Annotated in this window: 9 protein-coding genes; all 9 read left to right on the top strand. The window is 30.7% G+C overall.

Features of this window, described 5'->3' with window-relative positions; translation table 11 throughout:
* Positions 1-17 precede the first annotated feature (17 nt).
* The 9 genes from ACR0QS_RS00670 (at position 18) to ACR0QS_RS00630 (ending at position 24,491) form a co-directional block, all read left to right on the top strand.
* The gene (locus ACR0QS_RS00670) at positions 18-3,434 is read left to right on the top strand and encodes a type ISP restriction/modification enzyme (RefSeq protein ID WP_432631516.1); all 3,417 of its coding nucleotides are present in this window, start codon (positions 18-20) and stop codon (positions 3,432-3,434) included.
* A 206-nt stretch (positions 3,435-3,640) separates the two neighbouring features.
* The gene (locus tag ACR0QS_RS00665; RefSeq protein ID WP_432631515.1) at positions 3,641-19,804 is read left to right on the top strand and encodes a SpiroCoCo family coiled-coil protein; all 16,164 of its coding nucleotides are present in this window, start codon (positions 3,641-3,643) and stop codon (positions 19,802-19,804) included.
* Between the two features lie 75 nt (positions 19,805-19,879).
* Positions 19,880-20,194: an HPr family phosphocarrier protein gene (locus tag ACR0QS_RS00660; RefSeq protein WP_432631514.1), complete on the top strand. Its 315-nt coding sequence runs from the start codon at positions 19,880-19,882 to the stop codon at positions 20,192-20,194.
* A 37-nt stretch (positions 20,195-20,231) separates the two neighbouring features.
* Entirely contained in the window at positions 20,232-21,611 is a 1,380-nt protein-coding gene (locus ACR0QS_RS00655) for a GntP family permease (RefSeq protein WP_432631513.1), read from the top strand.
* A gap of 24 nt (positions 21,612-21,635) precedes the next feature.
* On the top strand, positions 21,636-22,070 hold the full coding sequence (gene dut, locus ACR0QS_RS00650; protein WP_432631512.1) for a dUTP diphosphatase: 435 nt from the start codon (positions 21,636-21,638) through the stop codon (positions 22,068-22,070).
* A gap of 137 nt (positions 22,071-22,207) precedes the next feature.
* Positions 22,208-23,002 (top strand): hypothetical protein, encoded by a 795-nt coding sequence (locus ACR0QS_RS00645; protein ID WP_432631511.1) that lies wholly within the window; start codon positions 22,208-22,210, stop codon positions 23,000-23,002.
* Between the two features lie 3 nt (positions 23,003-23,005).
* Entirely contained in the window at positions 23,006-23,704 is a 699-nt protein-coding gene (locus ACR0QS_RS00640; protein WP_432631510.1) for a hypothetical protein, read from the top strand.
* Between the two features lie 41 nt (positions 23,705-23,745).
* Complete coding sequence (locus ACR0QS_RS00635) at positions 23,746-23,910, top strand: hypothetical protein (RefSeq protein ID WP_432631509.1); 165 nt, start codon at positions 23,746-23,748, stop codon at positions 23,908-23,910.
* A 290-nt stretch (positions 23,911-24,200) separates the two neighbouring features.
* A complete protein-coding gene (locus tag ACR0QS_RS00630; RefSeq protein WP_432631508.1) occupies positions 24,201-24,491 on the top strand; it encodes a GIY-YIG nuclease family protein in 291 nt (96 codons plus the stop codon).
* Positions 24,492-24,903: the final 412 nt, after the last annotated feature.

Genomic DNA, 24,903 nt, shown 5'->3' with positions numbered 1-24,903 from the left:
ATTTATAAGGATTTATTATGAAAGAGCTTGAAATTGTTAATAATTATCTTAATTCAATAAAAGATATGAGCGTAAAAGATAAAGAACATACGAATCGCTCGGCTTTGGAAAAATTATTAAACGATATTACAGAAGCTACGAAAAATAACGCTATTAAAATTATCCATGAACCAAATAACGACAAAGAAGGAAGAGGAGCGCCCGACTTTCGTTTTGAAATCAATTCTTTAATAGTCGGTTATATTGAAAATAAAAGAGTAAATGAAAATTTGGAAGTGGTTATTAAAAGCGAACAGATTAAAAAATATTTGGATTTAAGCGACAATATTATAATTACCGATTATTTAAGATTTGTAAGAATAGATAAAAAAGGAAATATTACTTCGGAGGTTAGATTATTAGAATTAAGCGAATTGAAAAATTGGCAGAAACTTAAAAAATTAAATTTGGAAGAAAAGGCGAATAAACTTTTTGAAATTTTTAAATTATTTTTATCTCATAAACCCAAACAGATAGACAGCGCTTTAACATTTGCGAGCGCTTTGGCTGAAAGAACGAAATATTTAAAAGACAGCCTGCTTGAAATGGAAGACAACGAAAGAATAAAAGCCTTATACGAAACTTTTAAAAATACGATTTATTCTAAAATTGATTATGCCGATTTCTGCGACAACTTTGCTCAAACTTTAACTTACAGTTTATTTCTGGCAAGATTAAACGCAAAGGGAGAAAAAATAGATTTGTATAATTTGACTAAATTTATTCCGAAATCTTTTCCGCTTATTAGAGCTATGAGTAATTTTTTGAAAGATTTGCAAGGAGTAGTTGATAAAAATTTAAAAACTATAGACTGGCTTCTAACCGAAATAGTAAATATAAATAATAATATAGACGAAAAATTGATAATCGAAGAATTGAATAAATTTTCTTTAGATAAAAATCTGCATAATATTATGAATAAAGACCCTTATATGCATTTCTATGAAACTTTTTTGTCTTATTATAATCCCGAGCTTAGAGAAAAAAGAGGAGTTTATTATACTCCGCAAAGCGTGGTTAATTTTATTATTAATTCGATTGATTTGATTTTGAAGAAAGATTTTAATAAGGATAAAGGTTTTGGCGAGGCTTTAAATAAAGGAGATTCGATAACGCTTTTGGATTTTGCCACTGGAACGGGAACATTTTTGCTCGATTCGTTTAGAAAGGCTTTAAGTTATTACGATAAAAATTCGGCAAAATATAAACCCGAAGAGATTATAAATAAATTCTACGGTTTCGAGTTTATGATTGCTCCATATACAATCGCGCATTTGAAATTATCTCAAACATTGAAAGAAGAATTTAATTATAGTTTGTCGGAAGACGAAAGATTAAATATATTTTTAACTAACACTTTGGAAACCATAGACATTAAAGAAGAAAAAGAAAAATTTTCAATATTGGTTGATTTGATAAAGGAAACCGAACTAGCGCAAAAAACTAAAGATAAAAATATTTTGATAATAACGGGAAATCCTCCATACAGCGGAGCGAGCGCAAATAAAGGAATATTCGAAGAGGAAATTAGAAGCGAATATAAAGACGGCTTGGAAAAAGAACCTTTGGCGATAATGCGAAACGGAAAAATCGAAAAAGAAAAAAATCCCAAATGGCTTTTGGACGATTATGTCAAGTTTATAAGATTTGCCGAAATGAAATTGAATAAACAGGCGGAAGGCGGAATATTCGGCTTTATTTCAAATAATTCTTTTTTGGATAATCCGACTTTTCGAGGAATGCGATACAGTTTATTAAAGAGTTTCGATAAAATATATATTTTGGATTTGCATGGGAATGTTAGAAAAAAGGAAGTCGCGCCCGATGGCGGAAAGGACGAAAATGTATTCGACATAATGCAAGGCGTGAGTATAAATATTTTTGTTAAGAATTCAAATTCGTCATTGAAAACGGATTGCCACGCCGATGTCAAAGACACGGCTCGCAATGACAATTCTAAAACTCATTCGTCATTAGCAATCAACCAAAATTTACTTGCGAAAGTTTATCATTACGATTTATTTGGCAAGCGGGAAGATAAATATAAATTCTTATTCGATAATAATTTGAATAATATAGAATGGAAAGAATTAAAATTAAAAGCGCCGTTTTTCTTATTTGTTCCGCAAGACGAAAATAAAAAAATAGAATACGATAAAGGCTATAGCGTAAAAGATATGTTTAGAATTGCTAATGTCGGAATTGTAACGAGCAAGGATGCAATTTTAATCGCTAATGATAAAGAAGAATTAAAAAATAAAATTTTAGAAAATTATAATGAGTTCAACTCTTCATTTGTAAATATAATATCATATCGTCCATTTGACAAAAGATTTATATATTATGATGATAAAAAATTAGAAAGAGCAAGAAAAGATGTAATGGAACATTTTCTACTGTCATTGCGAGGGCAAAGCCCGAGACTAAAGTCCGCCGTTGGCGAGCAATCCAATAAAATAGATTGCCACGCCGACAAGTCGGCTCGCAATGACAATTTAGAAAGTAGCAATATCGGTTTGGTTTGCGATAGAGGAACAAAATTGCAAGATATATCAAATATTTTTATTTCAAATTCATTAATAGATTTGCATTTAGTCGGTTCTGGAAGTTATATTTTCCCGCTTTATATTTACGATACGGAGAATGTGCGAAAAATATTGAGAGAAGAAAACGAAGAAGTTGGAGGAATGTTCGAGGATATAGAAATTGCATTAAGAGATAAAACGAAAAATAAAGACAGTCATTGCGAACACGCTAAAGCGGGCATGTTGCCAAGTGAAGCAATCCAAAATATAGATTGCCACGCCTCTTGCCAAAGGCACGCCTACGGCGTCGAGGCTCGCAATGACGATAAAAAAAGAATTGAAAATTTTACGCCGAAGTTTAGAGAGTTTATAAATAAAAAATACGGAGAGATAAAACCCGAAAAAATTTTAGGTTATATTTACGCCGTTTTGTTTCATAAAGAATATAGAAAAAAATATTTCGACTTTTTGAAAATCGATTTTCCGAAAATTCCATTCGTGGAAAGCAAAGAGGATTTTTTGAAATTCGCAAAATTGGGAGAGGAACTTTATAATTTGCATTTGGGAAATTCTAAAATACAAAAAGAAGTCGGAGAGCCGATGTTTGAAGATAATAAAAATAAAAACGAAACGATATCAAAAATAAATTATAACGAAAACGAAAAAAAATTATTCGTCAATGAAAGTTTATATTTTAAAAATGTAGATAAAGAGGTTTGGGAATATAAAATTGGCGGTTATCAGGTTTTGGATAAATATTTGAAGTCGCATAAAAACGAAAATATTGATTACGAACATTTTGAAAATGTGATAAAAATTTTATCGGTTTCGATTGATATAGAAGCGGAGATTTCAAAATTGGTTTTTTAGTCGTTTTGGGGTTATAGTTTTTTCTGTTGTTTTATTATTTTTTAGCATAATGTATATTATTTACAAGTATGATTTTGACAAAATATTTCAAGATTTTTATGATTTTATTTTTAAAAAAAATTCAAAAAATAGTATTGACATTTATATTAACATAATATATTATTATGTTAATATATTTATCTTAATTAAATAATTTGGAGATTTTTATGTTCCCTATTCTTAACTTTGCTTTAATGTTTATAATTCCTATAATAGTAGTTGGAATCGCCAAGATTATCGACAATAAAAGAAATTCCAATACGGGTAATTTCAATAATATTTTTGAAGAAGAAAAAGCCGCTCTGGAAGGAATTATAGAAGAAAAAATTTCCGAAGTGAGAGACAACGCTATAGATTTGGAGATTGCCGTTAAAAAAGCGGGATTCATAAGCAAGTCTATGGAAGAAGATTTGGCTAAACTAAATAATAAAATAGAATCATATAAAGATTATAAAGCGGCAGTTTCGCAATATCAGGAACAAGTAGATTCTTTGGAAGAAGCTTATTTGGATATTTTAAATAAAGTCGACACGGTTTTAAAAGAAAGAAATACTATTGAAAAAACTTATAAAAGAATTTCCGATGTAAAAACTAAAATGATTGAACTAGAAAAAAATGTTTCTTCGGTTCAAGATAAACTTATAGAATCCTACAATTCCAAATTAAACGATTTTGAATCGGAATTATATAAAAGATTCGATTCCCTTACCTCTAACCTGCTCGACAGAGACGCTCGTTATACCGATATGGCAGAACAAGAAAAAGAAAAAATTTCCGCATTAACGGAAGAGTTTAAACTCCATGTCGCTAAAAAAGAAGAATTATTTACGAATCAACTTACGCAGCTTGCAGAAAGAACCGCAAAAAACAATATCGAACAGCTTACGGAATTATTTGAAAGAAGCAGAGAGGAACTTATTAATAAATATTCTTCATTTGCCGATGAAATTAATTTTAAATCAAAAAGCATAGAAGAAAGATACGAAACTTTAAGCCAGTCTAAAGACGGACTCGAAAACGAATTAATCAATTTAAGAGACACAATTCATGATAGATTAAATTCAATAACCGAATCTACGGTTTTAGAGTTTAGAGACGAAATGGAAAAAACTAAAGAAATTTTATATTCTTCTTTAAGAGAAGGACTTGAAAAAATCACTCAAGATAAAGAAGAGTTTTTGGAATCCATCGAACAAAAAGCGGTTTCTTTGGAACAGTCAATAGACAATATAAAAGACAAAGCCGATTTCATTGTAAACGATTATGCCGAAAGAACTAACCGATTGGATTTGGATTTTACCGAACTTAAAGACGATATAAACAGAAGATTATTAAACGAAGTAGAAATATTTTCAAATAATATAAGAGATGTCCTTGAAAACGAAAATGACGGAATAATAACTCTTTACAGAAATAAAACTAAAGAATTATCCGATTTGATTATCGCGTTGGACGGAATGAGCGAAGAAACTTTGCTTAAAGCGGAAAACAGATTTGAAGAAATTTCAAACGATATAGAAAAATTGAAAAACGATATTTTATCCAAAACGCAGGACGACATGGAATATTCTATAGATAACGCTCGAGGTTCTTTGATTGCCGAAATAAACGAACTCAGAGCGGATGTCGAAAGCGAAACAAATTTATTAAGAGAAAAAATAGACGAAATCCATTATCAAACTTCGGAGTATGCTTCCATATTGGGAAATAAACAGGAAGAAATTTTGGATTCTTTGAATTTGGAAAAAGAATATTTGTATAAGGATTTGGAAACTCAAGCTGGAGCTAAAATTCAAGATTTAGAAAATCAATATAATAATATAAAAGCTAATTTGGAAGAAAATATTGACAATTATATCAAAAATACCGCGTCCAATTTGGGCGAAATGGATAGCAAATTGTCCGTTTTGAAAGAAAAATATAATGAAGAATTTAATAATATAGAAAAATTAAGCAGAGATACGGAAAATAATATTAAAGAAAATATTGAAAAGAGAATCGAATTATTGGAAAAATCTTCTTCCGATATTAAAGATTTAATCGACAATTCGAGTCAAAAATTGGAAAACGGAATAAAAGACGCAGAAAACAATATTAACGAAATCAAAAATAATTTAACGGAATACGGCGATTCTTATATAAATAATTTGACTAATCAGTTAAAAAAATTGATTGAAAATTATGAAGAAACTAAAATGAAATCCATAACCGAAAGCGTTGATAATGTTCGTAAATCTGTCGAAGAAAGCGAGCGAAAACATAACGATATGATTAATAATTTGGAAACTTCTTTGGACGATTTCAAAAATAAAGTAAATAATATCGTTGATGACAATATTAAATATAACGAAAAAAATAAAAATAATATTGTCGATATGCTTCATAGCGAATTAATCAAAGCTACCGAATCTTTTGAAAATCTTTTAAATAGCAAAAGAGAAGGCATGAATAAAATTAAAGACGAACTTGAAGATATTATGCATAGAGTTGAAACTGGAAAAGAATCTTTTGAAAAAACTATTAACGGTGTTTACGAAAAAGCTGACGAAAAAGAAAAAGAATTATTTTTAGATATAGAAAATAAATATAATAACTTGGGCGAAAAGATAGACAATTTATTTGACGAAAAGAAAACCGATTTGGATAATATGACGGCAAAATACCATCTTATTATTGAAAATACATTTAACGATTTGAAAGAAGAATATGATGAATTGCGTGAACATTCGGATATTTTGACGGACGAGTATAAGGTAAGAATGGACACATTGGCGATGAAGTTGAATGAGATTTCCTCCAATGCGGACAATATGAAGAATAATATAGATAACAAACTTAATTACATAGATGTATATGTTAATGATATTAGAGAGAATATTGAAGGCAAGGCAAAAGATATAACCGAATATATTGACGAGAAGAAAGAATATATAGAAAATAAAGCCAACGATATATTTGGGGAAGCTGAAGAAGGAATAAATAATAAAGTTGAAGAACTTAAAGAATTAATAGATTCTGCCGTTGAGAAGTATAGAGAAGAATTAACCGAATTAGAAAGCTACAGACTTGAAGAGAATCAAAATATATTGGAAGAGGTAGAGAATATCGGCATTCAAATAAAAGAAGACTATGAGAATTATCTCAATACGCTTAAAGAATTGTATGATAATGAGAAATCTTCATTGAGCGATTATGCTATTCAATTGAAGGATGAGATAGAGAAGAATCGAGCAGAATCCGAAGCGAAACATTTAGAGAATGAGACTAATTACATAGACGAATATTTAAGTAAGACAAGTTTAAGTATAGACGAGAAGGTTAATGGATTGAATGAGACATTAAATGCATCATTTGATAGTTTATACAAAGGCGTTAATGATTTAATTGAAAAAACAAAAGATATGTATAACGCTAAAGCAGAAGAATCGATAGCGGAAATGAAGCATTATGCGGACGAAGTAGTAAATAATAAAATCGAATCCATAAATTCTATTGTTGAAGGCTTAAAGAATGAGTTTAACGAATTAAAAGAAGGTATAGATAATAGGATTAGAGAACAAGCGGATAGTTTAATCTCCAATAACGAAAGCGTGTTGTCCATAATTGAGGATTACGATAAGAAATTAAAATATGTTGAAGATTTATCTAATTTAATAAACGAAGTTAAGAGCGATATAAATAACGAGATAGAATATTTGAAAGAAAGCTTATCATACAGGGATAATGAGATAGACAGAGCGATAGAATCAATGAAAGGTTCTTTGATAGACAGGGATGAGTATGTTAAGTTGTATGACAGCGAGAAGGAATTACTAACCAATCAGATAGAAGATATAAAAGAAGAATTGGAATTAATGAAGTCTCAAACTATTCGAGCAAATGAAATAGAACTCCCTACTCTATTCGATAGAGAGAAAGAGAAGATAGAAAATATGTTTGAGGAGTTTTCCAATAATTTACTTAATCGAGTATCGAATAACGAGAGCGATTTGACTTATATAAAGAATCAATTAGAAGAAGAGAAGACTAATTTAATATCAAGTATAGAATCTTTACGAAACGATATGAATGCGATTAAAGAAGATAACAGGATAGAATTATTGAATGAGAATAAATCACAAATTGAAGATTCATTATCGTCATTGCGAGTTGATTTTGAGAAAGTAACAATATTAGGAAATGAATTAACGGAATTAAGAAATAAGATATCTGGAATGGATTTGGAATTACGAGGCGAGGTTGATAATTTATCTGAGAGGTTAAAAATATTTAGCGAGAATATTGAAGAGAAGATAGAGACTGATTCTGGAGAATTGCTTAACGATTTGGAATTATTGAATAAAGATTTCGAGTCTGTGAAGGAGAATTTGCTTGATTCTATGAATAAAGCTGATGCGATAGAGAAAAGAATAGATTTAGTATTCAAAGATTTCAACGATACCAATAAAGATTTCCGAGATAGATTAGAGAAGAGGATAGAATATTTTGAGGATGTGTGGTCTGACAGCCATAAAGTTCGCAGGATGTTTAACGATGAGTTGCGAGAAGAGGTAGAAAACATCCGAAGAGAAGCGGATACGAAGTTTGACAATTATATTTCCGAGTTGAAAGAGAAATTTGATAATATAGAGAAAGGCGTAGTTGATTGGAAAGAAGAAAATCTTAATGAATTATTGAATCAATTAGAAGAAGCTAAAGCAAGTATAGAAGGTTTTATAGATAGTTCGGAAGGTAAGAAGAATGAATTTCTATCTGAGATGCTTAAGAATATTGAAGAGAAGGAGAATGAAATCTATTCACGCATAGATAGTAATATAAACGAGAAGATAAACGATATAGAAAATAGGATTAATGATATAGACGGCAGAGTTAGTAGCAAGGTTGAAACTACGCTTGCCGAATTGAAGAAAGAATACGAAGAATTGCGTGAGCATTCGGATATTTTGACTGACGAGTATAAGGTAAGAATGGACACATTGGCAATGAAGTTGAATGAGATTTCTTCCAATGCGGACAGTATGAAGAATAATATAGACAATAAACTTAATTACATAGACATATATGTTAATGATATCAGGGAGAATATTGAAGGCAAGGCAAAAGATTTAAGCGATTTCATTGACGAGCGAAGAGAATATATAGAAAATAAAGCTAACGATATATTTGGCGAAGCGGAATCTGGAATCAATAATAAAGTTGAAGAACTTAAGGAATTAATAGAATCTGCGGTAGAAAGATACAAAGAAGAGTTAAACGAATTAGAAAATTACAGGCTTGAAGAGAATCAAAATATATTGGAAGAGGTAGAGAATATCGGCATTCAAATAAAAGAGGATTACGAGAATTATCTCAATACGCTTAAAGAATTGTATGATAATGAAAAATCTTCATTGAGCGATTATGCTATTCAATTGAAGGATGAGATAGAGAAGAAACGTGAAGAGTCGGAAGCGAAGCATTTGGAAAATGAAACTAATTATATAGACGAATATTTAAATAAGACAAGTTTAAGTATAGAGGAAAAAGTAAACGGATTGAATGAGACATTGAATGCATCGTTTGATAGTTTATATAAAGGCGTTAATGATTTAATTGAAAAAACAAAAGATATGTATAACGCTAAAGCGGAAGAATCGATAGCGGAGATGAAGAATTATGCCAGCGAACTTGTGGACAGTAAAATATCTGAAGTTAGAGATTCTATGAGTTCCACAATAGAAAGTTTAAAGAATGAGTTTAATGAATTGAAAGAAGGTATAGATAATAGAATACGAGAACAAGCGGATAGTTTGATTTCTAATAACGAGAGCGTATTATCAATAATCGAGGATTACGATAAGAAATTAAAATATGTGGAGGATTTATCTAACTTAATAAATGAAGTAAAGAGCTATATAAATAACGAGATAGAATATTTGAAAGAAAGTTTATCATACAGAGATAATGAGATAGACAGAGCGATAGAATCAATGAGAGGTTCTTTGATAGACAGGGACGAATATGTTAAGTTGTATGACAGCGAGAAGGAATTACTAACCAATCAGATAGAGGATATCAAAGAGGAATTGGAATTAATGAAATCCCAAACTATGCGGGCAAATGAGATAGAATTACCTACCCTATTTGATAGAGAGAAAGAGAAGATAGAAAATATGTTCGAGGAGTTTTCCAATAATTTATTAAATCGAGTATCGAATAACGAGAGCGATTTGACTTATATAAAAAATCAATTAGAAGAAGAGAAGACTAATTTAATAATGAGTATAGAATCTTTGCGTAATGATATGAATGTTATTAAAGAAGATAACAGGATAGAATTATTGAACGAGAATAAGGCACAAATGGAAGATTCATTATCGTCATTGAAAATGGATTTTGAGAAGGTAATAGGTTTAGAAAAAGAATTATCTGAATTGAAGAATAAGATATCTGGAATGGATTTAGAGTTACGAGGCGAGGTTGATAGTTTATCGGAGAGATTAAAAATATTTAGCGAAAATATTGAAGATAGAATAGCGACTGATTCTGGAGAATTGCTTAACGATTTGGAATTATTGAATAAAGATTTCGAGTCGGTGAAAGAAAATCTATTGTCCTCTATGAATAAGGCAGAGTTAATAGAGAATAAGATAGATTTAGTATTCAAGGACTTCAATGATACGAATAAAGATTTTAGGGATAGATTGGAGAAGAGGATAGAATATTTTGAGGATGTATGGTCTGACAGTCATAAAGTTCGCAGGATGTTTAACGATGAGTTGCGAGAGGAGGTAGAGAATATACGAAAAGAAGCGGACACTAAGTTTGAGAATTATCTAACCGAATTGAGAGCCAGAGTGGACAGTATAGAGAGTGGTATATCTGATTGGAAGGAAAGTAATTTGAATGAATTATTGAATCAATTAGAAGAAGCAAAGAATAGTATAACTAATTTCATAGGGAGTTCGGAAGGTAAGAAGAATGAGTTTCTATCCGATATGTTAAAAACTATAGAGGCGAAGGAGAGTGAAATCTATTCTCGTATAGATAGTAATCTTAATGAGAAGATAAACGATATAGAAAATAGAATTAATAATATAGACGGCAGAGTTAATAGCGAAATTGAAACTACGCTTGCCGAATTAAAGAAAGAATACGAAGAATTGAAGAGTCATTCGGATATTTTGACGGACGAATATAAGGTAAGAATGGACACATTGGCGATGAAATTAAATGAGATTTCCTCCAATGCGGACAATATGAAGAATAATATAGACAATAAACTAAATTATATAGATATATATGTTAATGATATACGGGAGAATATTGAAGGCAAGGCAAAAGACTTAAGCGATTTCATAGACGAGCGAAGAGAATATATAGAAAACAAAGCTAACGATATATTTGGTGAAGCTGAATCTGGAATAAATAATAAAGTTGAAGAACTTAAGGAATTAATAGAATCTGTGGTAGAAAAATACAGAGAAGAATTAAACGAATTAGAAAGCCATAGACTTGAAGAGAATCAAAATATATTGGAAGAAGTAGAAAATATCGGCGTTCAAATTAAAGAGGATTATGAGAATTATCTTACTACACTTAAAGAATTATATGATAATGAAAAGAATTCATTAAGCGATTATGCTATTCAATTGAAAGATGAGATAGAGAAGAATCGAGAAGAATCAGAAGCGAAGCATTTAGAGAATGAAACAAATTATATAGACGAATATTTAAATAAGACAAGTTTAAGTATAGACGAGAAGGTAAACGGGTTAAATGAAACCTTGAATGCATCATTTGACAGTTTATATAAAGGCGTTAATGATTTAATTGAAAAAACAAAAGATATGTATAATGCGAAATCTGAAGAATCAATAGCGGAAATGAAGAATTATGCGGACGAAGTAGTAAACAATAGAGTTGAAGAATTAAAGAACGAATTTAACGAATTGAAAGAAGGCATAGACAATAGAATTAGAGAACAAGCGGATAGTTTAATCTCCAATAACGAAAGCGTATTGTCAATAATCGAGGATTACGATAAGAAATTGAAATATGTTGAAGATTTATCCAATTTAATAAACGAAGTTAAGAGCGATATAAATAACGAAATAGAATATTTGAAAGAAAGTTTATCATATAGAGATAACGAAATAGACAGAGCGATAGAATCAATGAAAGGTTCTTTGATAGATAGGGACGAGTATGTTAAGTTGTATGACAGCGAGAAAGAATTACTACTTAATCAAATAGAGGATATTAAAGAAGAATTGGAATTAATGAAATCTCAAACTATGCGAGCGAACGAGATAGAACTCCCTACTCTATTCGATAGAGAGAAAGAGAAGATAGAGAATATGTTTGAGGAATTTTCCAACAACTTGCTTAATCGAGTATCGAATAACGAGAGCGATTTGACATACATAAAGAATCAATTAGAAGAAGAGAAGAGTAATTTAATCTCGAGCATAGAATCTTTGCGAAACGATATGAATACGATAAAAGAAGATAACAGGATAGAATTATTGAATGAGAATAAAGCACAAATGGAAGATTCATTATCGTCATTGCGAGTAGATTTTGATAAGGTAATCGGATTAGAAAAAGAATTATCGGAATTGAAGAATAAGATAGATGGAATGGATTCAGAATTGCGAAGCGAGGTTGATAATTTATCTGAAAGATTAAAAGTATTCAGTGAGAATATTGAAGATAGAATAGCGACAGATTCTGGGGAATTGCTTAACGATTTGGAATTATTGAATAAAGATTTCGAGTCTGTGAAAGAGAATTTGCTTGATTCAATGAATAAAGCTGATGCGATAGAGAAAAGAATAGATTCTGTATTCAAGGATTTCAACGATACCAATAAAGATTTTAGGGATAGATTGGAGAAGAGGATAGAATATTTTGAAGATGTATGGTCAGACAGTCATAAAGTGCGCAGGATGTTTAATGATGAGTTGCGAGAAGAGGTAGAGAATATACGAAAAGAAGCGGATACTAAGTTTGAGAATTATCTAGCCGAATTGAAAGATAGAGTAGATAGTATAGAAAATGGAATAGTCGATTGGAAGGAAAGTAATTTAAGTGAATTATTGAATCAATTAGAAGAAGCTAAAGCAAGTATATCTAATTTCATAGAGAGTTCGGAAGGTAAGAAGAATGAGTTTCTATCCGATATGTTAAAAACTATAGAGTCGAAGGAGAATGAAATCTATTCACGCATAGATAGTAATATAAACAATAAAATAAATGATATAGAAAATAGAATTAATAATATAGACGGTAGAGTAAATAGCGAAATTGAAAATAATTTAGAGTCTATTCATAAAACTATAAACGAAGCGATAGAAAAATATAACGAAGAGATAAAAAATATAGAACATAACAGAAATAATGAAAATGCATCATTTACGGACGATATAAAAGAATTGGCAGACAGTTTGCGAGCCGATTATGAAGAATATTCAATATTGCTTAATAAGGCTTATGAGAATGCAAGTTCCGAGTTGGAAAATAATCTTCAAAATATAAAAAATGAAATAGATATAATTAAAAACGAAAACGGAGATAAAAATTACATAGAAGAATATTTAAAAACATATTCTAAAGAAGCGGAAGATAAAATAGAGGAAAAATTGAATGAATTGAAAAGCGATAAATTGGAGTTGGAAAATAAAATAGAAGAATCGTTTAGCGCATTGAATGTGGATATAGAAAATGCAATAGAAAGATTGGAAGCGAATTCTAATATTACAAACGAAGCTATTTCTAATTTGGAAGGAAAATTTGAAGGATTAGCGAATAATGATAAAGTAGAAGAATTATATGGAAAAGTAGATGAAAAAATATCTGGCATAGAAGAAAAATATATTTCTTTAGAACAAAAAATTGACGATATAAAATCTTCCGAAAATAATAAAATTGTAGAAAAACTGGAAGAAAAAATAAATAAATTGTCCGAAGAATTAGACAAAAAAATATCCGACATTAACGAAAAATACGAATCCGTTAGTCAGTATTTTGACGATAAATTTGTAAATATAGAAAGTTCCGTATTAAATAACGAGCAGATAAATCAGTTAAAAGAATATTTGTCCTCTTTCAAATACGAATTATTAAACGCGAATAAAGAAAATATGGCGGGTTTATTTGAAGAAGAAAAAATTAAACTTGAAAATTCTTTTGACGCTTTCGGAAGAGATATTATTGAAAAAATGCAGGTTTCCGAAACCGATATTGAAGAACTTAAAAATTCAATTTTGGCAAATATCGAAGATTTTAGATTTGAATTAGAATCGATAAAAAATAACGATACGATTAATAATTTAGAATCGGAAAAAATAAAATTGGAAGAAGCATTCAATTCTTTTAAAGAAGATTTTGAAAGACTTTACAATTTGGAAAATGAAGTTTATAGCTTAAAAAATAATTTTGATAATTCTAAAGAAGCGAATATTGCGCTAAATAATGAAGTCGATAAATTATTTGAAGAAGTCGTAAATATGCAGGAACAATTGGGCAAAATAGAAAATAATATATCTTCTTTGGAAGACGGCAGTTTGAACGATTTATTAGCCGAATTGAAAAATGCAAAAGAAAATATCGATTTGTTTATTGAAAGTTCGGAAGATAAGAAAAATGAAATCATTTCAAAAATAGAAGATTCAAACAGAAAATATATCGATTCTTATTTGGAAGAATATATTTTAGAGTTCAGAGAATGGACGGAAAAAATAGAAAATATAGAAAACCGAATTAACGATTTTGTAAACGATAAAGAAAACTATATTATAAATAGAATTTCCGCTTACGAAGACGAAATTGAAAATAAACAATCCGCTTCTTTTGAATCAATAAGAAAAGAATTATTTGATTTATACGATTCGTTTAAAAATAATTCCGATACGGATAATTTAAACTATATATCGGATAAATTATATTATCTGGAAAATTCCGTTATTCAGTTGGAGGAAAATAATAAAATAGTTTCGGATAAAATAGACAACGATAAAATCGAATTGGCGAAGTCTTTAAATAATTTGCTCAAAGAATTCGAATCATGCAAATCGGTTATAAATGAAAAAATTGAAAATAAAAATATTAATGATAATGCAGCTCCAATTCCTACTAACGAATACGAAGATAAAATATCCGATTTAAAATCCGCTTTAAAAGAAGAATTGGAAAATATAACCAATAATATAAATAATAGCAATAAAGAATTTAACGAAAGAATTGAAAAGCGTATAGGATTCTTCGAGGATTCTTGGGCGGACAAAAATAAAATAAAAGAATTGTATGGCGATTTATTAAACGATAAATTCAAATCGTTAAAAGAAAAATTGGAAACTAAATTAAATTTATCTTTGGAAGAATCGTTTGAAGAATATAAAGATAAAATAACCGAAATGGAAAAAGATTTGAATTCTTGGAAAGAAAATAATCTTAACTCTCTTATAAGCGGTTTAGATTCAGTTAAAGAAAATATCAATTCGGCAAACAATAACGATATTGCAAATATGTTCGATATGATAAACGAATTGAAAGAAAAAATAGAAAATATCGACAGCAGAGAAAACGAATTAACATCCGCATTTGAAAATAAAATCTCGGAAGTAGAAAACAGCATAGAGGCGCTCGAAGATAGATTCAAAGATATTGAATATAATCAAAGTTCTATAAACGAAAATATTGAACAATATAAATATAAATTGGATACGGTTTTAAGCGAATACGAAGAGCGCATAAAATCCAAACTTGAAAATATTCAAAATTCTATTAAACAAGAAAACGATAAAGCTATGGATTATGCAATCGAAATTAAAAACGATAATTCAAAAGATATTGAGATTAGATTATCCGATTTGGAATCTTATATAAATAGATTGGATAATAACGCGTCCGAACTTTCAAGCGAATTGGAAAGAGATAAAAAAGATTTGATAGAAACAATATATCAACTTAAAAAAGATATGTATTCTAAAATAGAGGAAGATTTGGCATCGTTAAAAGATAATCTTCCTAACATGGAAGAGCTTACCGATTTATTCGTTTCGGAAAAAGACGAATGGAGAGAAGAATTTGAAGCGTTTAAAAACGAACTTCTAAACAATCAAATCGAAAACAAAAATTTTGCAGAAATATTCGAAGAAGAAAAAGCAAGATTGATAGAAGAATTGGATAATTTCAAATCCGCCGTTAGAGTGGAATATATGTCAAGCGAAGATAAACTTGATTCTATTAAAGAAGAATATTTGAATAACTTCAATAGTTTATTAGACGCCGAAAAAGAAAAATTGCATTCTTCACTTGAAGAGTTAAACAAAAATATAAACGAAAAAATTGAAAACTTTAAAGAAAGTTCAATTACCATTGACGAGGTTAAAGAACTTATAAATCAATATAAAGACAGTATTGCTTCGTCCGTAGAAAACAGAAAGGAAGAAGCGTCAAATAATATTGAAATGATTGACAAAGCGTATATTGAAAATCTAATTGAAAAAGAAAGATTAAGAATTGACGAAATATTGGACGAACTTAAGAAAAACTTGGAAGAAAATTATTCAACAGTTGAATCGGTAGCGGAAGTATTGTCTAAAGAAGAAATTTCTATCGATGAAAAAATTGAAAATAAACTGTCCGAAATGAAAGAAAATATTCTTAAAGACATGCCTACTATTGAAGACATAAGCCAAATATTTATCGAAGAAAAAGATTCGCTCAAAGGAGAATTTGTTTCGCTTAGAGACGAACTTATAGGCTCGCTGCCGACTTCGGAAGATTTTGAAAATATGTATAAAGAACATGAAGCGCAGCTTAAAAACAGTTTCAATATTTTGGAAGAAGATTTTTCCGAAAGCATAAAACGATATAAAGAAAATATAATGGCGGAAATATCCGATTTTAGAAACGAATTCTCCGAAAGAATAATTAATATAAATAATTTGGCTGGAAATTTGCAAATTGAAAGAGAGAGATTATCGGCGGAAATCGAAGAGATAAAACTTAAATACGAAAGCGGAGCGATTTATTCAAATGACGCTTTGAATTCGATTGAAAACGACAGAGATAAACTTATAGACGAATTCTTAAATTTCAAAAAATCAATCTCCGATTTAATGAAAGAACAAGAAGAAGCCATTAGTATGTTGTCGCAGGAAAAATTAAAAATAGCGGAAAATATCGAAGAATTAAATAATAAAATTTCTTTGGATATTCCTAGCAGAGAAGAAATTTCCTCTATGATAGAAGAAGAAAAAAAATATATATTAGATATGTTTGAAAGTTTGAAAGAGGAAGCTTTAAGTAACGATTTTTCTTACGATACATTTAGAGACGATATTGTAAAAGTGTTTGAAGAATCCAACGAAGATTTTAGAAAGAGAGTCGAAGCGAGAATAGAACATTTTGAAAACGCATATTCGGAGCCAGATAAAATTAAAGAATTTTACAGAGATGCCATAGATTTGGAAGTAGATAATTTGAAAAGCGAAGCGTTAAATATATTCGCCGATATCGAGGAAAGAGTCGAAGAAGCTAAAAATAAAGTCGATGCGATAGAAAACGAAAAAGTTCAAAGCATAATAAATAGAATAGACGAAGCGCATAATAATATAGACGCTTTGGTTGAAACGATAAAAGTTAATTTGAAAGAACAGGAAAACGAAATTAAAGTTTTGGGACAGTCTCAAAAACATATAACGCAGGATATAGAAAATGTCCGCAAAGAAAGAGAAGCTTTAATAGATATGGTTAAAAACAGCGATATAAATATAAAAAATAAACTCGACAGTTTAACCGAAGCGGTAGCGGAAGCGGCAAATAAAGCGTCCGAAAGAATAACTAAAAAAGAAAATATGTTCAACGAAAGAGTTAAAGAAATTGAAGATTATCTTAATTCTATTGAAAATCATATAAACGCCGATTATTTGGGCAAATCTAAAGAAACTATAGACAATTTAATCGCCTCTTTCAACGAACAGATTATAAAAGAAACGAACGATTTGACTCCCCATATAATGACGGCAGTTCAGAATTTTATAAATAAAGAAACGAGCAAATTCGATAAATTCTCCGATATTAAAAAATCTATCGAAGATATAGAAAATACGATTAACGATAAATTAAACGAATCCTTTGGCATAATGAACGGAAAACTTGACGACAACATGAAAGAATTGAGCAAAAAATTATCCGATTACGAAGAGGAAATTATAAGCGAATTCAAAATGTCGATAGGACTCGAAGAAGAAAAATCTATAGACGAAATAAAAGAAAGATACAACGAAGAGATGGCAAAATTAAAAGAAATGTATCTCACTTCGGAAAAATTCTACGCCGATAGAGAGGAAAGAAATCATGAATCTTTTGCTACCCTATTCGAAGACAGCTATAAAGAATATAAAGATAAAATAAACTCTTTATACGATGAAATTGAAAATAGCAAATCCAATTTGACTAATTCGGTTAATAGTATGACAAGCGAATTAACGGAAGCGCTTAAAATCAAAGAAGAGTTTATGGCTTCGGTTGAAAATAATCATGAAAAATTGAAAGATGTGGAAGAGAAAATGAAAAATTTGGAAAACGAATTTACTCCTTCCATAGAAAAATTAAAATCGATTATAGAAGAAAAAGCATCAGAATTGCAAAATAAAATCGGCAAATATTCGGAAGATATTGAAGAACAGGGAAAAAGATTCAACGAAAGACTCGAAGAACTTTCAAATAACGCCAGATTATCCATTGACGGAAAAGTTGGAGAATTCGATTCGCTTATAAATAATATTTCCGAAAGAATAGAAGAATTATTGAAAGATAAAAATTCTCAATTTGACGAATTGAAATCGAACTGCGAAATATTATCCGAATCGTTATTGGAATTAAAAGATTCAATATCCACTGCGGTTAATGAAAAAATAGCGGACGCCAATTCCATTATAGAAGAAAGTTTAGGAGCGATAGAAGAACAGACAAACGAAAAATACGACAAATATATTGCAAGGCTCAACTCTAATTTAGAACAGACTTTAGCTTTGCTTATGAACGAAGTTAAAGAAAATGTTCAAAACGCGAAAAACGAGATAATAAAAGCGCAAACCGAAAATTTGGATATATATGACAATAGAATCGAAGGCATGAAAAATATTGTTGACGCTTTGGAAAACGATATAACAAAATATTCGAGCGAAATTGAAGCAAGATTGGAAGAGATAGATTTAACTTATAACGAAAAAACGAATATTATTCTTAAAGATTTGGATGTTAGAACGGACGCTTTGACTACCAAACTTAACGGAGTCGTAATGGCAATAGACAATATGCTTGACGAAAAATCAGACGATATTTCAAACGAATACGATATTGTAAAAATGAAAATCGAAGATATAGAAAAAGATATTAACCGATATATGAACACGGTAAAAATATTTGATAAAGCGGAAGAAAGCGCAAAATTCATAAAAGAAGATGTGGCAAAATTGGATGTCCTTGTAAACGATACTAAAATCGCCGCATCCGATATTAGTAAAACCATGTCCGAATTTGAAGAACTCAGACAAATGCATGAAGAGATATTGGAATACGCAAAAGGCATCAAAAAAGAAAAAGAAAGCCTAAAAGATACGCAGGAAAAAGTCAGCATGCTTATGGAAATGACGGACGATATTCAAAACAGATTCGTAAATATAGCGGAAAACAACGCTATGATAGAAAATACGGAAGAAGGAATAAAAGCCGTTATAGATATAGCTTCGCAAATCGAAGATAAACTTTCATTTATAAAAGAAAAAGAAGAGCAGGCGGATAATATTTTATCTCAAATGAATAAAGCCGAAATCGAAACGGAAAGCGTATTGGAAAAAGTGGACAATATAAAAACGGCTATGGTTGACGCCGAAGAAATGCGAAAAAGTTTCATGAATAAAGTTTCTTCGCTTGAAAAAGATTTTAATAAATTGGAGAAAAACGACAAGAAAGTTCAATTATTCCTAAATAAACTCGAAGAACTTAATGTTATACTCGAAGAGATGCAAAATCAAAGAGAAAATTTGAACCGCATGAAAAAAGAAAACGACAGTATAGTTAAGAATCTTGAAAGAGCCGAGTATTTCGTTAGATATTTACAAGATTTGCTCGATAACGCCGAAAAATACATGTCGGATGGAAAAACCACAACTAAAAGAAGCAAATCGAGTGTAGTCGACAATAAGAAAGAAGAATTTATTATCAAAATGTATAAACAAGGATGGAAAACGGACGAGATAGTTAAAAATTCTTCATATTCGAGAGACGAAGTAGAAACGGTTATAAAAAAGTGGAAAGATAAACAGTCGAGAGGATAATAACTAAAATAAGCAAATATTGAAAATTATAAGAAATATGTTATAATAATCAAAAATTGGAGAATCTTAATTATTATGACATTAACGAATGTTGTAACCATAAAAAGTAAAAACGGCATGCATTTAAGACCCGCGGGAGTTTTGTCTCAAATATCAAGCAAATCGGAATATTCCGATATTGGAATATTTCTGCTTTATAACGGAGTGAGAGCCGATGCAAAAAGCGTATTTAATATAATGGGACTTGGAGCTTTTCAGGGAGCTAATTTAATACTCGAAATAGAATACGAAGACGGAATGGAAGAAACCGCAAAAAACGCGGAAAAAGAACTGATTGATTTTTTTGAAGAAGGCTATATTAACGCTGAAGTGCCAGAAGAAGAATTATAAAAAATTTATAAAATATATTACTTTTTAAGGATATTTAATGATTAGTTATTTTTCAATAATCATGCTTATCGTATCAATAGCGATGCTTATGATTTTGACCATGAAATTTCAAGCTCATCCGTTTATCGCTATGATTTTAGTCGCAATATTTTTGGCTTTCGCTTTGCATGTTCCGTCAAGTAAAGAACCCGATTCTATTACGGAAATATCCGCTTTAATAGGAAAAGGTTTCGGATACGCACTTTCAAATGTAGGAATAATAATCGTATTGGGAAGCATTATAGGAAATATACTCGAAATGTCGGGCGCAGCTTTAAAAATGGGCGAAGTCGTAATAAAAATAGTCGGCAGATACCATCCCGCGATTGCAATGAATATACTCGGATTTATAGTTTCTATTCCCGTTTTCTGCGATTCTGGTTATTTGATTTTGACTCCTTTAAGAAAAGTAGTCGCCAAAAAAACTGGAGCGTCTCCCGTAGCTTTATCAATCGCTTTATCGACAGGACTTTACGCGTCGCATGCGCTTATTCCACCTACTCCAGGACCAGCCGCCGTGGTTAATTTATTCGATTTGAAAGGACATTTACTCACTGTAATTATTATAGGTTTGATAGTGGCAATTCCAACTTCTTTAATGGGAGCTTTTTACGGAATATTTATTTCAAAATATATTCAAAAACCTAATTATGTAGATAAATCGCCAACTTACGAAACATTGATTAGCGATATTGGAGAGTTGCCTCCCGCTTTTAAATCTTTCGCTCCAATTTTTGTTCCTATAATATTAATGGCAATGGGAACTATAGTGAGATTTTTTCCGATAGAACTTGACGAATTGATTAAAAAAATATTTATATTTTTGGGCGAACCTTCGATGGCTTTATTTATCGGATTTTTATCTTCGCTTTCTCTTACTCATAAATTCAATAAAGAAGAAATTCACATGTGGATTGGAGACGGTATAGCGAGTTCGGGAAGAATATTGGCGATAGTCGGCGCGAGCGGAGCTTTTGCCGAAGTCTTAAAATCAACCGAACTTGTAAATTATATTCCTCAGTTAAATAGTTTATTTTCTTCGGTAAGTCTGGGGCTTATACTTCCTTTCGCTTTATCTTCTTTACTTAAAATAATTTTGGGTTCTTCGACAATAGCGGTTGTAACGGTTGCTACGGTTTTCGCTCCATTTTTGGAAACTCTGGGATACACAACGGCGATTTCGCAGGTTTTGGTTTTAATGTCAATCGGCGCGGGTTCGATGGTAGTCTCTCATGCAAACGACAGTTATTTTTGGATAGTCGTTGAACTTTCGGGCTTAAAAATTAAAGACGCGTATAAAGCGAGAACTTTGGCGACTTTAATTCAGGGAATAACGGCGCTTATTATTATAATGGCGATTTCGTTTTTATTCCGATAATTTTATATAAAGAAGGAAAAATTTATGCTTAAAATAAAAATAATCAATAAATCTAAAAATCCTTTACCAAAATATCAAACGGCGGGCGCGTCTGGTTTGGATTTGCATGCGAATGTTGAAGAGCCTATAACAATGAAAAAAAACGATATAGTTTTGATTCCTACGGGATTATATTTGGAAATACCCGAAGGATACGAGGCGCAAGTGAGGAGCAGAAGTTCTCTCGCGTTAAAGCATGGAATATTTTGTTTAAACTCTCCCGCGACTATAGACAGCGATTATAGAGGAGAGCTTAAAATAATATTGGCGTCTTTAAGCGAAGAGCCTTTTACTATTAATTTTAGAGATAGAATCGCTCAAATAGTATTTTCAAAAGTGGAAAAAGTCGAATTTGAAGAAGTTGAAAGTTTATCCGAATCGATTAGAGGAGAAGGCGGTTTCGGAAGCACGAATAAATAAAAAAACAATTAACTTTTTTGAAAAATAATTGTTTAAAATAATAGAAAAATAAAAAAAATTTAAATAAAACTATTGACTTTTTTTGAGGTTATATTATAATTAACATAATATAAAGCTTGTGAAGATTTACTATTATAATGAAAAGATTGATAAGTTTAATATTAGCGATAATTATATTTTCCGTATCCTGCGGACTTCCCGATGTTACGAGTATAACTTTGGAAATGAATCAGCCTTTCATTACAAAACTTATTCCCGGTCCAAACAGCATAACGGTTGAATTTCAATCGCAAAATAACGAGCCAGCGTTTAGCGGTTATAATATATATTTCGGAGACAGCGTAAATCCTCAAAAATATAGATTATATAATTCGCAAAAAGCCCGCCCGACAATTTCGGTAAAAGGTTCGGCAGATATAACCACTCATACTTACACGATACAAGTTGGAAGCTATTATTCGCAGGGAAGCGGAGAAATTCTAACTCTCACGGCTGACGAATTGAAACAGGGAATTCCAATATATGTATGGGTTAGCGCCTATCAAATAACGCCGCAAAATGAAAGTTATTATTATTATGATAATTATGTTAAAATGGCTACTCCTCGCCCAGAAACTTTGGGAGCAACTGTTTCTGGAAGTATTTCACTCGGAAGTAGACAATTAGCGACTTTATCTGGAAGTTTAAATATTCAAAATACTACTGGAGGAATTCAATCCGTTTCGGCATCTTCTTTAAGCGAAGTGACAGTTCCTCCAACGAACGGATATTCAACGGCATCTTTACCAGTTGTAGCGCAGCAATTATATTTAACAAGGACGATAGATAACGGAACAAATTATTATGGAAAAATATTTGTCAGAAGCGTAAGCGGTTCGAGCGCGAATGTCGATTATTGCCTTCAGACAAGCGGAAATATATTGAGTTATTGATTTATGAAGAATATTATATTTTTGATTTTTTTACTGTTTATATTTAATTCTTGTTCGGACGAGCTTATTACAATCGTTGACGAATATAATCCGCCTTATGATATAAAACCGATTCCAGGAAATGGAAATTCTCTTAGTTTAAGTTTTTGGTCTGGGGTTTTGGCTGATGATTTTGTGGGATTCAATTTATATATAAGCACTACAACTACTTTTACAAACGCTTTATTAGGTTCGGATGGAGGATATCCAACCGTTCGAGTCGATACTCATACAAGAAGCAATTTTACTTTGAGCTATCCGACAAGCGCCAATATACAAGCAAACACTTTATATTATGTAACGGTTACCGCTTTTGGAACTAATGACTTGGCGGAAAACGGAAGAATAGAAACTAAAATTAATTCAATAATTCCATTTTATCCAAGAACAGAAAGTGCAGGCAATGGAAATTTTAGTGTAGATACAACCGCAAACACAGTGACTCTCACTGGTGGCGGGCAAATAAAATCCTACGGATACCAAACGAATTTTAATGCAATTACGGTATTTACAAATAATAATACTTCAAGCGTTGCATTACCATATATAGTTGGAGGACTTTATATAGGTTTAAACGGTTCGACTTTATCTAAACTTTGGATAACTTCAAGCGGTAATACTTCGGCTACTCATAGTCAAGGCAATGTTTGTAATACAATTTAATCCTATTGACAAAACGATTTATTTTTGATATAATAAATATTATGATTAGAATAGTTAAAAAAATCACAAGAGAAGAATACGAAAGAGTAAAGTTTATATACAATTTATATAGATGTGAAATAATCAGCGAAAAAGAATCCGAAGAAATTATAGATTATTTCGCCAAACAAGAAAGAGAAAAACAAAAAAAATCTAAAGAAAAGTAAATAAAATTCGTCATTGCGAAAGTATTTTTTATAGTCATTACATAGGAATTTTTACCGTCATTGCGAGCGTAAGTGTGGCAATCTATACAGTGTGGATTGCTTCGGCATAGCCTCGCAATGACTGTTTTTTACTTCGTCCATTGCAAATGGTATTTTTAATCGTCATTACGAGGGCGTAGCCCGCGACAAAGTCGGGCAGTCGCCAAGTAATCCAAAATAATAAAATTTGATTATATTTAATAAAATCCTATAATATAATAAATCTATAAACTGTATTGACAACTAAACAAATGAAAAAAGAAAGCTATATTTATATTTTATTTAATAGAAAAAATGGGACGCTTTATGTCGGAGTAACGAGCGATTTAATAAAAAGAATTCATCAACATAAAAACAAACTTATTGAAGGATTTACTAAAAAATACGGAGTGGATAAATTAGGTTATTATGAAATTTATAGCGATATTGAAAGCGCAATCGCAAGAGAAAAGCAAATAAAAGCTGGAAGCAGAAAAAAGAAAATAGATTTAATAGAAAAAATTAATCCTAATTGGGACGATTTATACGATAGTTTATTATAATCGCTTGATTATTTTTTACTTTCATTCATTACAAGAAGCAATAAGCCTCAAAACAATCTTCTTCAGTCGTAATTACGAGCGGTTGCCGAGACTTTGTCCGCCCTTTGGCGAGGCACACAGCGTGAGGCGTGGTAATCTTATACAGTGTGGATTGCTTCGGCAGAGCCTCGCAATGACTGTTTTTTACTTCGTTATTACGAATATATTATTTTATTGTCATTACGAGCGATAGCGAAGTAATCCAATCAAAATAAAATTTTATTTTTAAAATTAGTTTTATTAATAGTGGATTGCTTCGCTCCTTTCAGTCGCTCGCAATGACAATTTTTTTGCACTGTCATTACGAGGTTTTGCCAAAAACCGAAGTAATCCACTTTATGTAAAATTATAATTAAATACAAATATCTTTTTG

The organism is Brachyspira sp. (assembly GCF_050873525.1).
Lineage (GTDB): Bacteria > Spirochaetota > Brachyspiria > Brachyspirales > Brachyspiraceae > Brachyspira.
Note: the sequence above shows the minus strand (reverse complement) of the source record. Positions and strands in the feature narration are given on the sequence as shown.